15 protein-coding genes are annotated in these 13,659 nt (G+C 66.6%); 5 read left to right on the top strand and 10 right to left on the bottom strand.

The annotated features are described in order from the left end of the window. Positions 1-86: 86 nt before the first annotated feature. The 4 genes from LAQ74_RS11925 to LAQ74_RS11940 all read right to left on the bottom strand — a co-directional run bounded on the left by LAQ74_RS11925 (position 87) and on the right by LAQ74_RS11940 (position 2,485). Positions 87-542 carry a DoxX family protein gene (locus LAQ74_RS11925; protein WP_425498534.1) on the bottom strand — a complete coding sequence of 152 codons (456 nt, stop codon included), beginning with the start codon at positions 540-542 and terminating at the stop codon, positions 87-89. A 67-nt stretch (positions 543-609) separates the two neighbouring features. Next, on the bottom strand, positions 610-915 hold the full coding sequence (locus LAQ74_RS11930; RefSeq protein ID WP_224332763.1) for a rhodanese-like domain-containing protein: 306 nt from the start codon (positions 913-915) through the stop codon (positions 610-612). Next, a complete protein-coding gene (locus tag LAQ74_RS11935; RefSeq protein WP_224332764.1) occupies positions 912-1,211 on the bottom strand; it encodes a sulfurtransferase TusA family protein in 300 nt (99 codons plus the stop codon). Before LAQ74_RS11935 ends, LAQ74_RS11930 begins: the two co-directional genes overlap by 4 nt. Before the next feature lie 71 nt (positions 1,212-1,282). Beyond that, positions 1,283-2,485: a YeeE/YedE family protein gene (locus LAQ74_RS11940; protein ID WP_224332765.1), complete on the bottom strand. Its 1,203-nt coding sequence runs from the start codon at positions 2,483-2,485 to the stop codon at positions 1,283-1,285. A gap of 245 nt (positions 2,486-2,730) precedes the next feature. On the opposite strand from LAQ74_RS11940, the gene ubaA reads away from it, so the two are divergent. Then, a complete protein-coding gene (ubaA, locus tag LAQ74_RS11945; protein ID WP_224332766.1) occupies positions 2,731-3,546 on the top strand; it encodes an SAMP-activating enzyme E1 in 816 nt (271 codons plus the stop codon). A 10-nt stretch (positions 3,547-3,556) separates the two neighbouring features. Here the strand turns inward: ubaA and LAQ74_RS11950 are convergent, their stop codons facing one another. Both LAQ74_RS11950 and LAQ74_RS11955 read right to left on the bottom strand, forming a co-directional pair. Next, positions 3,557-4,486, bottom strand: a complete 930-nt coding sequence (locus LAQ74_RS11950) for a calcium/sodium antiporter (RefSeq protein WP_224332767.1) — start codon at positions 4,484-4,486, stop codon at positions 3,557-3,559. A 34-nt stretch (positions 4,487-4,520) separates the two neighbouring features. After that, positions 4,521-5,561, bottom strand: coding sequence for a sodium:calcium antiporter (locus tag LAQ74_RS11955; RefSeq protein ID WP_224332768.1), 1,041 nt, complete (start codon positions 5,559-5,561; stop codon positions 4,521-4,523). A 143-nt stretch (positions 5,562-5,704) separates the two neighbouring features. Between LAQ74_RS11955 and LAQ74_RS11960 the strand changes: the two genes are divergently transcribed. Beyond that, a complete protein-coding gene (locus LAQ74_RS11960; RefSeq protein ID WP_224332769.1) occupies positions 5,705-6,343 on the top strand; it encodes an MBL fold metallo-hydrolase in 639 nt (212 codons plus the stop codon). 55 nt (positions 6,344-6,398) lie between these two features. Beyond that, positions 6,399-6,836 carry a PaaI family thioesterase gene (locus LAQ74_RS11965; RefSeq protein WP_224332770.1) on the top strand — a complete coding sequence of 146 codons (438 nt, stop codon included), beginning with the start codon at positions 6,399-6,401 and terminating at the stop codon, positions 6,834-6,836. 145 nt (positions 6,837-6,981) lie between these two features. Here the strand turns inward: LAQ74_RS11965 and LAQ74_RS11970 are convergent, their stop codons facing one another. Together LAQ74_RS11970 and LAQ74_RS11975 are read right to left on the bottom strand one after the other, a co-directional pair. After that, on the bottom strand, positions 6,982-7,188 hold the full coding sequence (locus tag LAQ74_RS11970) for a DUF1328 family protein (protein WP_224332771.1): 207 nt from the start codon (positions 7,186-7,188) through the stop codon (positions 6,982-6,984). 13 nt (positions 7,189-7,201) lie between these two features. Beyond that, positions 7,202-7,453, bottom strand: a complete 252-nt coding sequence (locus LAQ74_RS11975; RefSeq protein ID WP_224332772.1) for a PRC-barrel domain containing protein — start codon at positions 7,451-7,453, stop codon at positions 7,202-7,204. A gap of 258 nt (positions 7,454-7,711) precedes the next feature. Here LAQ74_RS11975 and LAQ74_RS11980 point away from each other — a divergent pair, with 258 nt between their 5' ends. After that, on the top strand, positions 7,712-8,344 hold the full coding sequence (locus tag LAQ74_RS11980) for a DsbA family oxidoreductase (protein WP_224332773.1): 633 nt from the start codon (positions 7,712-7,714) through the stop codon (positions 8,342-8,344). A 50-nt stretch (positions 8,345-8,394) separates the two neighbouring features. Here the strand turns inward: LAQ74_RS11980 and LAQ74_RS11985 are convergent, their stop codons facing one another. Then, positions 8,395-10,047: a cbb3-type cytochrome c oxidase subunit I gene (locus tag LAQ74_RS11985; RefSeq protein WP_425498535.1), complete on the bottom strand. Its 1,653-nt coding sequence runs from the start codon at positions 10,045-10,047 to the stop codon at positions 8,395-8,397. A gap of 204 nt (positions 10,048-10,251) precedes the next feature. Beyond that, positions 10,252-10,710 (bottom strand): DUF6789 family protein, encoded by a 459-nt coding sequence (locus LAQ74_RS11990; protein ID WP_224332775.1) that lies wholly within the window; start codon positions 10,708-10,710, stop codon positions 10,252-10,254. Positions 10,711-10,968: 258 nt separating this feature from the next. Here LAQ74_RS11990 and mutS point away from each other — a divergent pair, with 258 nt between their 5' ends. Beyond that, the gene (gene mutS / locus LAQ74_RS11995) at positions 10,969-13,647 is read left to right on the top strand and encodes a DNA mismatch repair protein MutS (protein WP_224332776.1); all 2,679 of its coding nucleotides are present in this window, start codon (positions 10,969-10,971) and stop codon (positions 13,645-13,647) included. Positions 13,648-13,659 lie beyond the last annotated feature (12 nt).

Below are 13,659 nucleotides of genomic sequence, written 5' to 3' on the forward strand. Positions count from 1 at the left end.
AGCCGACACAGTCGGCGGTTCGGCTATTAAAATGGGCAGTCAGAGGTGACTGGGTGGGGATGCGAAATCGAGCGTCGCTTCGGCCGCTACTCGCTCGCGAGGCGCTTCTTCGCCGCGCGGTCTCTCGCCGCGCGGACCAGAAAGGCCAGCGCCGCGCCGACGAGTCCGACGTTCTTCAGGAAGTGATACAGTTCGTTCTGGCTCTCGGCGTCGTCGTCCACGTTCCAGAAGTCGTGCATGTACCGCGTGACGCCGACGAGGTACGCGAGAACCGCCCCCGACGCGAGAATCGGGAGCCGCCAGAGCACGACGCCGAGACTTCCGACGACGGCCATCCCGCTGCCGAACGGGACGAGCGTCTCGGCGTTCGGGACGCCTTTCGCCTCGGCGTAGGCGACCGAACCCTCCATGTCCTGAAAGTTCGTCGCCGCCGCGTAACCGATGGCCGCGCCGAACGCCAGGCGCGCGAGTTTGAACAGTACGCTGTGTCCGCCGACGTCGGTCTGCGCTTCCTCGGAGAGCCGTTCTGACTGGGTTTGCATGTCGCTCACATCGAAGATACGGCCGTTAGCACAATACTCTTTGCTAGAGATTGTGTGGCTCGACCCTCTACGACTCGTCCCACGCCTCGTAGCCGCCGGCCATGCTGGCGACGTCGGCGTCGTCGGCGTAGTGGTCGATGAGTCGCGCCGCCTGGACGGACGTCTCGCCGACGTAGCAGGAGACGACCACCTCGTCGGCCCACTCGCGTTCCTCGACGACGGACTCCAGTTCGTCGACCGGGACGTTCTCCGCGCCGTCGATAGGCGCGTCCGCGAAGTCCTCGCGCGAGCGGATGTCGACGAGGTCGAACGCCGCGTCCGAGGCGAGTCGGACGCGCACCTCCTCGGGCGTGAGTTCGTCGACCCCGCTCATCGTTTTCTGAGGAAGATTCGGTACAGGCCGCTGCCGCTGCGCCAGACGCGCGCGTCGGCGTCGTCGCCGACGGCGCGGGGGACGTTCTCCGTCGAGGGGACGTGGTCGGTCTCCTGGACGAGCAGGTCCCCGGAGTCGAGCGACTGGATGGCCTTCTTCGCTTCGACCTGCGGGTACGGACAGACCTCGCCGGTCATATCCTGCGTCTCGGTGGCCTGGTCTGCGAGCTGTTCTGCCGTCTCGTCGTCGACCTCGTCGGGCATCTCGACGAAGTCGTCCAGTGATGGTCCGGTCATGGTTCGTGTGGTGTGTGTCGTGTGAATTCGCGTGGTCGTCTGAGCGGTGATTTTTCGCGCTGTTCCGCCCGTCAGATGGCACAGCCGACATCGCGGTAGATCCAGTGGGTCATCGCGTAGACGCCGGCGACGATGCCGACGGTGGCGATGAACGAGTGGACCGATAGCTCCGCGAGGCCGGAGTAGATGTTCCCGATGTTGCAGCCGGGGGCGAGCCGGGAGCCCGCGCCCATCATGAAGCCGCCGACGACGGCGTTCGGGACGCGGCGGCGCTTCGGGACGCGAACCGAGAAGTCGCCGCTCCAGACCGCGGCGACGAAGGCCCCGAGGATGACCGCCGCGATCATGATCATGTCGACGGTGAGGCCGACGCCCTGACCCTGGAAGAGCACCGAGCCCCAGTACTCGAAGCCCCCGACGTCGACGCCGACCTGCTGGAGCAGGTAGCCGGTCCACCGCGCCTCCGGGCCGGTGACGCCGACGATGGAGACCTGTGTGAACCACAGCACCGCCAGCGCCGTGATACCGAGCGCGGCGGTCCGCGGGTCCCACGGGCGCTTCGAGGCGGCCTTCCAGTCGTCTATCTCGGCGAAGCCGCGGACGTACGCGCGCGTCCCGGCGACGAACTGTCGGAGGCCGACGACGGGAGTCGACGCCCCGAGGCCGCTCGTCCTCCTCCCGCCGTCGGCGCGGACCGCCGTAGAGTCACCCGTTGCGTCGTCGGCCCCACCGGCACCGCCCGTGGCCGACCGACCGACGAGGGTCGCGTACGTCAAGAGGACGAGTCCGGCGACGCCGAGCGCCAACACGGGTGCCGGGACCGGCGACACCTCGAAGAGCGTGACGCCCTCGCCGACCGTGAACGGCTCGAAGTACGCCGATTCGAGCGTCGGGAACAGGACCGTGAACACCGCGTAGCCGACGCCCATGAACGCGAGCGTGAGCCAGAAGTGCAGGTAGCCCTGGCCGGCGCGGTAGAGCGTACCGGAGGCGCAGCCGCCGGCGTAGGTCATCCCGACGCCGAAGATAAATCCGCCGACGAGGCCGGTGAGCCCCCAGCCGGGCGTCCAGAAGCCCTGGTAGTAGCCCAGGGCGTAAGCGATGCTCCAGAACACCATCGTGAGCGTCGTCGCGACCAGCACGGCCTTCGTCACCCGCGAGTCCTTGAACGCGAAGAAGTCGCGGAAGGCGTGGACGAAGCAGAAGCGGCCCTTCTGCAGGAACACGCCGAGGCCGACACCCACGACGAGTGCGGTCAGTACGTTCGACACCATCTCGCCGGTCCTAGCCGTCTCCCACGTTTAAGCCGCCCCTTGGGACGAATGACTGCCGCCGCCCGTCACGCTCGCTTGCGGCCGTTTCTCTCCCAGACCGCCGAAAAGAGCCGGTTCTGCCGCTGTGTTGCGGAGACGGCCCTGACGAGGCAACGACGGCGACGACACAGAAACAAGAGATACTTGCCGGCTCGAGTGCGACACGCTCCCGCACCCTTATGCCAGCCAACCGCAAACGCCCAGCCATGAGCGACCTCTCGCTGGACGCGACGCAGTTGGACCGCTACTCGCGGCACATCATCATGGACGAGGTGGGGCCGGAGGGACAGAAGAAACTGCTCGACGGGCGCGCGCTCGTCGTCGGCGCGGGCGGCCTCGGCGCGCCGGTCATCCAGTATCTCGCGGCTGCGGGCGTCGGCCATCTCGGCGTCGCCGACGACGACGTCGTCGAACGCTCGAACCTCCAGCGACAGGTCATCCACGCCGACGCCGACGTAGGCGTGCCGAAAGTCGAGAGCGCCGCGAACTTCGTTGAGCGCCTCAACCCCGACGTGACGGTCGAACAGCACCACCTGCGCGTCGGCCCCGACACCGTCGAGGAACTCGTTTCCGGGTACGACGTGGTGGTCGACGCCTCCGACAACTTTCGGACCCGGTATCTCGTCAACGACGCCTGCCGACTCGCCGACATCCCCGTGGCCCACGGCGCCATCTACAAGTTCGAGGGCCAGGCGACGACGCTCGTCCCCGGCGGCCCCTGCTACCGGTGTCTGTTCCCCGAAGCGCCTGAACCCGGCACCGTCCCCGACTGCGCGACGACGGGCGTCCTCGGCGTGCTCCCCGGCACCCTTGGCTGCATCCAGGCGACCGAAGCGGTCAAACTGCTCATCGGCGCGGGCGAACCGCTCGCCGGGAGATTGCTCTTTTACGACGCGATGGAGATGAGCTTCGAGACGGTTCCCTACCGGCAGAATCCGGACTGCCCGGTCTGCGGCGACGACCCCATCGACTCCGTCGACGAGGTGGAGTACACCGGCGGCTGTGCGGTGCAGGCGGACTGATTGCTCCCTCTCATCCGAACCCGAGCAGCCAGCGAACCGCCTCGGAGCCGACGAGCAGCCCTCCCTCCGGGCGGGTGAGCCGCCGCCCCGTCCAGAGCGCCACCGCGAGCAGCGCCGTCAGCCCCGCGAGCCACAGCGCGCCGTCGAACGCGGCGGCGCTGGCGACGAGCGGCTGAATCGTCGCCGCGAGACCGAGCACGACGAGCACGTTCAGGAGGTTGCTCCCGAGGACGTTGCCGACGGAGACGCCGCTGCGCCCCCGAACGAGCGCGACGACCGAGACGGCGAGTTCCGGCGTGGAAGTGCCGACGGCGACCACCGTCGCGCCGATGACGTAGTCGGAGACGCCCGCGAACCGAGCGAGCGTCACCGCGGAGTCGACGAGTAGCTGTCCGGCGACGACGACGAGCACGAGCCCGCCGACGAGTCGGAGGGCGTCGAACCGCTTCGGCGGGTCGACGTCGGTGGGCTCGTGCGTCGTTGCGTCGGCGAAGCGCAACAGAACGACGACGTAGGTGGCGTACACCGCGAGTAAGCCGAACCCTTCGAGGCGGGAGACGCGCCCGTCGAAGAGGACGGCCACCAGCAGTCCGGTCGCCCCCAAGACGGCGAGTACGTCGCGGTGGAGCACTCGTTGGGAGACGCGAATCAACCGAACCAGCGCGACGAGGCCGAGCACGACGGCGATGTTGTAGATGTTGCTCCCGACGACGTTGCCGACGGCGAGCATCGACCGTCCGCCGAGCGACGCCTCAACGGTGACGGCGAGTTCCGGCAACGAGGTGCCGACGGCGACGACGGTCAACCCGACGACGGTCCCCGAGACGCCGAAACGACGCGCGAGGCGAACGGCCGCCTCGACGAACTGCTCGGCTCCGACCCAGAGGACGGCAACGGCGACGACGAGTAGCGCGAGCGACCCGAGAATCGCGACGTTCACGTCGAAACGATGTGCCGACGGCGGCATAAATCTGTCACAGTAACGAACTCAGCCATCGGACGGCCTCCGACCCGACGAGCAGCCCGCCCTCCGGTCGGGAGAGGCGACGACCGGACCACAGCGCCGCGACGAGCAGCGCGGTCAGACCGAAAAGCCACAGCGCGCCCTCGAATGCGGGCCCTGCGACCGACAGCGGCGTGATGGTCGCCGCCAGCCCGAGGATGAACAGGAAGTTGAAGATGTTGCTCCCGAGGACGTTGCCGACGGAGACGCCCGCCTGCCCGCGTTTCAGCGAGACGAGCGAGACCGCGAACTCCGGCGAGGAGGTGCCCGCCGCGACGATGGTCGCGCCGATGACCCACTCGGAGATTCCGACGGCGCGAGCGAGCGACGTCGCCGAGTCGATGAGCAGTTGTCCGCCGCCGACGACGAGCGCGAGGCCGACGACGAGCAATGCGGCCTCCCGGAGGCCGAACTCGGCGTGCCCCCCTCCGACGGGGGGAGTCGTCGAGTCCTCGCCGTCAGTCGTCGAACTGTCGCCGTCAGCCACTTCTCCGCCCCCGTCGGCTGCGCCGACAATCGGGGGCGGAAGGTCGGCCGGGTCGGGGAGGTCGGGAACGTCCGGCGAGAGCCGAAAGAGGACGTAGAGATACGCGCCGAAGAGCGCGACGAGCGCGACTCCCTCGAGTCGGGAGACGACGCCGTCGAGCAGCACCACGACGCCGAGAACCGCCGTTGCCAGCACGGCTACCCCGTCGCGTTTGACCAGTTCCCGGGAGATAGGAAGCCACTGGACGAGCGTGACGACGCCGAGGATGACGGCGATATTGAAGATGTTGCTGCCGACGACGTTGCCGACGGCGATGTCGGGACGCGCCTCCAGCGCCGCTTCGAGCGAGACGGCGATCTCGGGAGAGGAAGTGCCGACCGCGACGACGGTGAGCCCGATGGTGAGCTCCGATAACCCGAGGCGGCGGGCGGCGCTCACGGCGGCGTCGACGAACAGGCGCGCGCCGGCCCAGAGGGCGAGGATGCTGACGACGATAACTGCGACGTCGACGACTTGACTCGGCACGGGCCGAGTACGACGGCCGTTGGCATAAAACACGGTCCAGAAGCTGCCGCCTCCCACCGGATTGCCGCCTAGTGACCGCCCACCGCCGCCGGCGGTCGCCCGACCGACGCGTGAATTATCACCGTCGCGTCCGACCCTCACCTATGCCGACTGAACTGCTCTCGGGCGTACACGACATCACCGTGATGGAGGGAACCGACCGCCGACTGCGAGCGTATCTGTTCGACGACCCGACGCCGACGCTCGTCGACACCGGATTGGAAGCGACGACCGATCGCCTGCTTTCGGGTCTCGACGACCTCGGCGTGGAACCCGAGCGCGTCGTCATCACTCACGGTGACGGCGACCACATCGGGGGACTGGCGGCCGTCGTCGACCGCTTCGACCTCGAGGTGTTCGTCCCCGAGCAGACCGACCTCTCGGGGGTCGACGGCGTCGAGGACGGCGACGTGACCCGCTACGGCGACGGGGACGAAATCGGGTCGTTCGAGGCAGTCCACGTGCCGGGTCACGAACCCGACAACCACGCGCTCGTCGACGCCGACCGGGGCGTCGTCGTCGCCGGAGACGCGGTGTCGGGGTCCGACCAGCGCGGCCTGCCCGAAGGCTATCTGATTCTGCCGCCCGCGGTTTTCTCCGACGACCTCAACGAAGCCGAGGAGAACCTCGAACGCCTGCTGGCGCACGAGTTCGACGCGGTGCTCGTCTTCCACGGCTCGTCGGTGCTCGAAGACGCGCGGGAGAAACTGGACCGCTTCGTGAACTTCCCCGGCAAACCCTGAGAGGGTTGTTTCGGGTTCCGACACGCGTTTACACCGTCGCCGAGAGGTTCCGTCGATGAGTCTGGAGTCCCTGCTGAACGGCCTGCCGTTCGTCGAACACCTCGGCATCGAGATCGACGCCGCCGAGGACGGCTACGCGAAGGGCCGGGTCGAACTGACGCCCGAACTGTCGTCGGTTCCGGGTCGGAGAATCGCCCACGGGGGCGTCGCCTACTCGCTGGCCGACACCGTCGGCGGGGCGTCGGTCATGTCGCTGCACTACGCCCCGACGCCGACCGTCGACATGCGCATCGACTACCTCGCGCCCGGCCAGAACGACCTCGTCGCCGAGGCGGAAGTCGTCAGAGACGGCAACAGCGTCGCCGTAACCGACGTCGAGATACGCGACGTGGAGGGAACCCACGTCGCGGACGCGCGCGGCGTCTTCAAGACCGGCGGCGGCGACGGCGAGACGGCGTGGGGGACGGGGTCGCCGGAGTTGGCAGAGAGGTGAGAGGCCGGCTCAGACGCCTTCGACGAGTCGCTGCAACGATTCCGGCGGCGAAGGGCCGTCCGACGACCGACAGCGAAGCCGAACCGCAGCGAAAGATCCGGTCCAGTCGGTAACGGTAGTGGCTGAAAAGAAAAACCGGAGGAGGTCAGAGAAGCAGGGAGATAATCGCCACGATGACGAATATCACCACGAGGATTCGCGCGATTTCCATCGAGATTCCGGCGACGCCCGTCGCGCCGACGATGTACGCTCCTATCGCCAACACGAAGAAGACGATAGCGTAGTAGAGGAAGTCTCCGCTGAACTGCAGCGGTGCGACGATAGTCGCCAGTTGGGAGAGTGTGAGTGTCATACGCTCATTTCCCTCAGAAGCGGGCGAGCCGCACCTCGTCGTCGGTCACTTCCTGCACCTCGGCGGTCTGAATCGGGTAAGCGTCCGACGCTTCGTCGGCGTCTTCCCACCCCAACTTCGCTTTGAGCGTCTCGAAGACGCTCGGGTCGGGATCGACGTACGCCGTTCCGTGACGAACGTCGACGACACGACCGACCTCGGCACCGCTTGCATCCACGACGCGCTTTCCTTCGTCACTATCGGTGAACGTTACTGTTCGTTCCATAGCTGTAACTCCGTTTTGCTTCGACTCCTCGGGGCGAAAACACCCAAAGCGATAGGATCTTCAGCGGGAATATGAACGTCATCTCAGGAGATAACCTCTCGCTGTGTTTCTTCTGAGAGTCGCCAACGACATTATATCCGTCCGCGTCACCCACGCTGTCGCGTCACCGGAGACGGGACCTGCCCACCTGTCGGAACACGTGTGTACCGATGCGCCAAGGCGCCGTTTCTTTTTCACCGAGTAGTCGAACAGGGGAGTATGAGTGAGCAGTCGCAGGCGGCGGTCACCGTCTTCTCGGACTACGTCTGTCCGTTCTGCTACCTGGGTCGCGAGTCGCTCAGGCAGTACCAGCAGTCTCGGGGCGATGAACTAACCATCGACTGGCATCCGTTCGACCTTCGGGCCCAGAAGCGAGGCCCCGACGACGAGATCGACCAGACGGCCGACGACGGCAAAGACGACGAGTACTACCGGCAGGCCAAAGAGAACGTCCGGCGACTCCAAGAGCGCTACGGCGTCGAGATGACGGTCGACATCGCGACCGATATCGACTCGCTCGACGCGCAGGTCGCGTCGTACTACGTCAAAGAACACTACCCCTACGAGACGTGGCTCGAGTTCGACGAGGCCATCTTCGACGCGCTCTGGAAACAGGGGAGAGACATCGGCGAGCAAAAGCTCCTCGTCGAGCTCGCCACAGAAGCGGGAGTCGACGGCGACGAGGTACGGTCGGCGTTCGACGACGAAACGCTCCGAGACGAGGTTCACGGGGAGTTCCGAGAAGCCCACCAGCAGGGAGTCAGCGGCGTCCCGACGTTCGCCTACGACGGCTACGCCGCCCGTGGCGCCGTCCCACCGGGGCAGTTGAAGCGTCTCGTCGAAGGCGTCTGAGAAGACATCTGCGGTCGAATCGACGGACCGCGGTGAGAACTCCGGTCTTCTTAGCGGCGGAACTTCGTCCGCTCTTCGAGTTGCGTCTCGAACCACTGCCACTCGCGGGAGAACTGGCCGCTTTCGCGGAGGTTCCACACGTCGGCGTCGGTGACGATGGGGCCGAGGCGGTACGACTGTACCATGTTGGTGAGCCAGATGAGGACGCCGATGCCGATGATGAGCGCGCCGAACGACGACACCTGCTGGAGCGGCACGAACGACTCCGGATACGACGCGTACCGACGCGGGAGGCCCTCGTAGCCGATGAGAATCATCGGTAGGAACGCGAGGAACACGCCGACGATGCTGAGGTAGCCGTGGATGCGACCGAGTCGGCGGTTGAACATCCGCCCGGTCAGCAGCGGGAACCAGTAGTAACTGGCGGCGAAGGCGGCGAACGTGATGACGCCCATCACGATGAAGTGGAAGTGGCCGACGACGTAGTAGGTGTCGTGCAGCACGAGGTCGACCGGAATCGAGGCGAGGAACACGCCGGTCACGCCGCCGACGATGAACGTCATGATGCCGCCGACGCAGAATATTTGCGGCGCGGCCCAACGGACGTTCCCGCCCCAGAGCGTCGCCATCCAGTTGAACGTCTTGACGGCGCTGGGGATGGCGATGGCGAGCGAGACGGCCATGAACGAGGAGCGCAATCGCGGGTCCATCCCTGTCGAGAACATGTGGTGCGCCCAGACGCCGAACGAGAGCACGCCGATGGCCAGCGTCGAGTAGACGATGAACTTGAAGCCGAACAGCTTTCGGCCCGCGAACTTCGGGAGGATGAGGCTCACGAGGCCGAACGCCGGGAGGACGAGGATATAGACTTCAGGATGGCCGAAGAACCAAAACAGGTGTTGCCAGAGGATGGGGCCGCCGCCGTCGACGGCGAAGAACGTCGTCCCGAAGTTGCGGTCGGCGACGAGCATCAGAAGCGAACTGCCGAGCACGGGGAACGCGAAGAGGATGATGCCGCTGGTCGTGAGCAGCGTCCACGAGAAGATGTCGAGGTTCGACCACGTGACGTTCTCCCCGCGTTCGGTGAAGATGGTGACGATGATGTTGATGGCGGCCATGACCGTCGCGAGTCCGCTCAGGTGTAATCCGAGGAGGACGAGGTCGACCTGTGGGTTCGCGAGCAGCGCCGAGTGGGGTGTGTACAGCGTCCACCCCGTCGTCGGCGGCTCCAGCGAGAACAAGAGTTCCCAGCGGACGCCGACGGCGGCGAGCATCTTGCCGAGCACCTCCGTGACGAGTCCGCCGCGAACGAGCAACAGCGACGGCGGGAGCAACCAGAAGGCGATGGCGTTGATGCGCGGGAACGCCATGTCGTCGGCGCCGATGAGAATCGGGATGAAGTAGTTCGCGAGACCGGTGAACGCGGGCGTCGCGAAGAAGAACAGCATCGTGAACCCGTGGGCGGTGAAGAGCGCGTTGTACGTCTCCGGACTCCACACGTCGGTTCCGGCGGTGAACAGTTCGGTGCGAATCATCATCGCGTCCGTCCCGCCCCACAGCGCCGCCCCGGCGGCGAAGGCGATGTAGAGGACGCCGATGTCCTTGTGGTCGACGGTGGTCAGCCACCGAAAGAGACCAGCAGGTTTCTCGGATTCGAAGCCGAGACCCGAGAGGTAGCCACCGTCGGCGGCGACGCTTCGCATCTGCCAGTTCTGTCTGTAGCCAGCGCAGATCGCCAATCCGAGTAACACCCAGGTGACGATGAGCAGGCCAGGTATCTCTGTAAGCACGCTAATCACATCCACCTACGGAGTTGGAGACCACGACCACAACTTAGGACTGTACCGTCATATAGGTGCGGTGGCATCCGCCGAATTCGAGGGACACGTCGTCCTCGAGCCGGGGCGCTACTGCGAGACGTCAGTCGGATCGTACCGCTCGGCCTCGAGCGGTCCGCCGCTGGTCAGCCGACCGTACACAGCACCGAGGAGGAAGCCGTAGCAGAGGTGCGCCAACAGCGTGAAGATGACGTAAATGGCGAGCAACCCACCCGAGAGGTCGCCGCGGCCGGTGAGCACGAACACGACCCACAGCACTACTGCGAGCACCATCCCGCGTGTCGCGGGGTCGGGACCGCCCGGGATGTACTCCTCCAGTGCCATGAACGCCAGCGGCCACGCGAAGACGCCCGCGAGGACGAACAGGACGAAGCCGAACGCGACGTTGCCGGGCATCCCGGCGAAGCGAGCGACGGCCTCGAAGATAGCGAGGTTCGAACGGGTCTCTACCTCCAGAAACAGCAACAGCACGGACATCACGGCGATGCCGGTGACGCCTCCCGTGATCGCGGCGAGCGGACGTTTCATGACGAACGGTAGTTCGTGACACTCGGTTAAAAGCCTCGTCGTCGTCCGGGGGCGGTCGGTCAACGGGGAGAGCCGGTGGGTTTCGCCGGCGGGCGGCGGCGCTCGGCCCGGAGGGAAAGAGACAAAACCGCTTCCGCCCGCAACTCCGGTGTCGCGGTTCCGGACCGAGGGTAGGGGCTTTCGGCCGGCAGACCGCGACCCACTCGACGCGTCCGCGGAACCCGCAGCGTTTTAGCCGCGCACTCCCCGAGAAAACGTATGACCGGACAGGGAATCGTCGGGGAGTTCCTCTCTCTCAAAGCACAGACGGACGCCGACCTGTTGGCGATGCAGTGCGGCGATTTCTACGAGTTCTTCGCCGACGACGCGGAGTTCGTCGGCGAGGAGTTGGACCTGAAAGTCTCGAAGAAGTCCTCGCACGGGTCGTCGTACCCGATGGCGGGGGTGCCGCTGAACGACCTCACGCCGTACCTGAAGGCGCTCGTCGAGCGCGGCTACCGGGTCGCCGTCGCCGACCAGTACGAGACCGAAGACGGTCACGCCCGCGAAATCACGCGCGTCGTCACGCCGGGGACGCTGCTGGAGACGACTGACGCCGACGCACGATACATCGCCGCCGTCGTCCGCGGCGACGGGGGGAGATACGGCCTCGCGTTCGCCGACGCGACGACGGGTCGATTCCTCGTCACCGGCACCGAGAACGAGGCCGACGCCCACGCCGAACTCTACCGGTTTGGCCCGGTCGAGATTCTGCCCGGCCCCGAGATTCGCAACGACGACGACTTTTTGAAGCGACTCCGCGAGTCGAGCGACGCGTCGCTGTCGCTGCACGACGCCGACAGCTTCGCGCCCGGCCGAGCGAAGCACGCCCTCCGCGAGCAGTTCGGCCGCGAGGCGCTCGACAGCGTCGGCCTCGACGGCGACCGGGCGATTCGCGCCGCGGGCGCGGTGCTGTCGTACGTCGAGGAGACCGGCGTCGGCGTCGCCCAATCGATGACGCGCCTGCAGGCGTACCGCGTCGACGACCACCTCGAACTCGACGCGACGACGCAGCGAAATCTGGAACTCACCGAGACGATGCACGGCGACCGCTCGGGGTCGCTTCTGGACACCGTCGACCACACGGTGACGAGTCCGGGCGGTCGACTGCTCAAAGAGTGGCTCACCCGGCCGCGACGCTCGCAGGCCGACATCGAGCGCCGACTCGACAGCGTCGATGCGCTCGCGTCGGCCGCGCTCGACCGCGAACGCGTTCGCGACACCCTCGACGGCGCGTACGACCTCGAACGGCTGACCAGTCGCACCGCCTCGGGGAGCGCGGGCGCGCACGACCTGCTCTCCGTTCGAGACACGCTCGCCGTGCTCCCGGCGCTCAGGGGGGCTATCGAGGGTCGGCTCGCCGACTCGCCGCTTTCGAACGTCGTCGACCGCCCGGACCACGAGGCCGCCGCCGCGCTCCACGACGAGTTAGACGCCGCGCTCGCCGAAGAGCCTCCGAAGACGCTGACGCAGGGCGGTCTCATCTGCCGCGGCTACGACGACGAACTCGACGAACTGATCGAGCGTCACGAGGAGGCCAAGCGCTGGATAGACGGGCTCGCCGAGCGCGAGAAGTCGCGGCACGGCCTCCACCACCTCTCGGTGTCGCGCAACAAAACTGATGGATATTACATCCAGGTGGGGAAGTCGCAGACCGACGGCGTCCCCGAGGAGTACCGCGAGATAAAGACGCTGAAGAACTCGAAGCGGTACGTCACCGACGAAATCGAAGAGAAGGAGCGCGACATCCTCCGCCTCGAAGAGGTCCGCGGCGAACTGGAGTACGAACTGTTCAAGGAACTTCGGCGGCGGGTCGCCGACCACGCGGCGCTGTTGCAGGACGTGGGGCGCGCCATCGCCGAAGTCGACGCGCTGGCGTCGCTGGCGACGCACGGCGCTGGAAACGACTGGGTTCGACCCGAACTGACGGAGGCGGGCCCCCTCCGAATCGAGGCGGGGCGGCATCCGGTCGTCGAGACGACGACCGACTTCGTGCCGAACGACCTCTATCTGGACCGCGAGCGCGCCTTCCTCATCGTCACCGGGCCGAACATGAGCGGGAAGTCGACGTACATGCGACAGTCGGCACTCGTCACGCTGCTCGCGCAGGTCGGCAGTTTCGTCCCCGCGCAGTCGGCGACGGTCGGCCTCGTCGACGGCATCTACACCCGCGTCGGCGCGCTCGACGAACTCGCACAGGGGCGGTCGACGTTCATGGTCGAGATGCAAGAGTTGAGCAACATCCTCCACTCGGCGACGGAGGACTCGCTCGTCATCCTCGACGAGGTGGGGCGGGGGACCGCGACGTACGACGGCATCTCCATCGCGTGGGCGGCGACCGAGTATCTGCACAACGAGGTGCGCGCGAAGACGCTGTTCGCGACGCACTACCACGAACTGACGGGGCTGGCCGACCACCTCGACCGGGTGGAGAACGTCCACGTCGCCGCGGACGAGACAGACGGCGACGTGACGTTCCTCCGGACCGTTCGTAGGGGCCCAACCAATCGCTCCTACGGTATCCACGTCGCGGAGTTGGCGGGCGTACCCGACCCCGTCGTGACGCGCGCGACGGACGTTCTCGACAGACTCCGTACCGAGAAAGCCATCGAGGCGAAGGGCGGCGGAAGCGGCGAACCCGTGCAGGCGGTGTTCGACCTCCAGAGCGGGCAGTTCGCGGCCGGCGACGGCGGGTCGAAGACAACAGGGTCGAAGACGACCGCCGCTGAGTCGACACCGAGCGGAGACGACCGGGCCGCTCCGACCGTCGACCCGGAGGTAGAAGCGGTGCTCGACGAACTCCGCGGAACGAACGTCGAGGAGACGTCGCCCATCGAGTTGATGGCGAAAGTGCAGGCGTGGCAGCGGGAGTTGGACGAGTCGACGGGTCGCGACTGAACGCTCCGTGCT

It is taken from the genome of Haloprofundus halobius (genome assembly GCF_020097835.1).
Classification (GTDB): Archaea; Halobacteriota; Halobacteria; order Halobacteriales; family Haloferacaceae; genus Haloprofundus; species Haloprofundus halobius.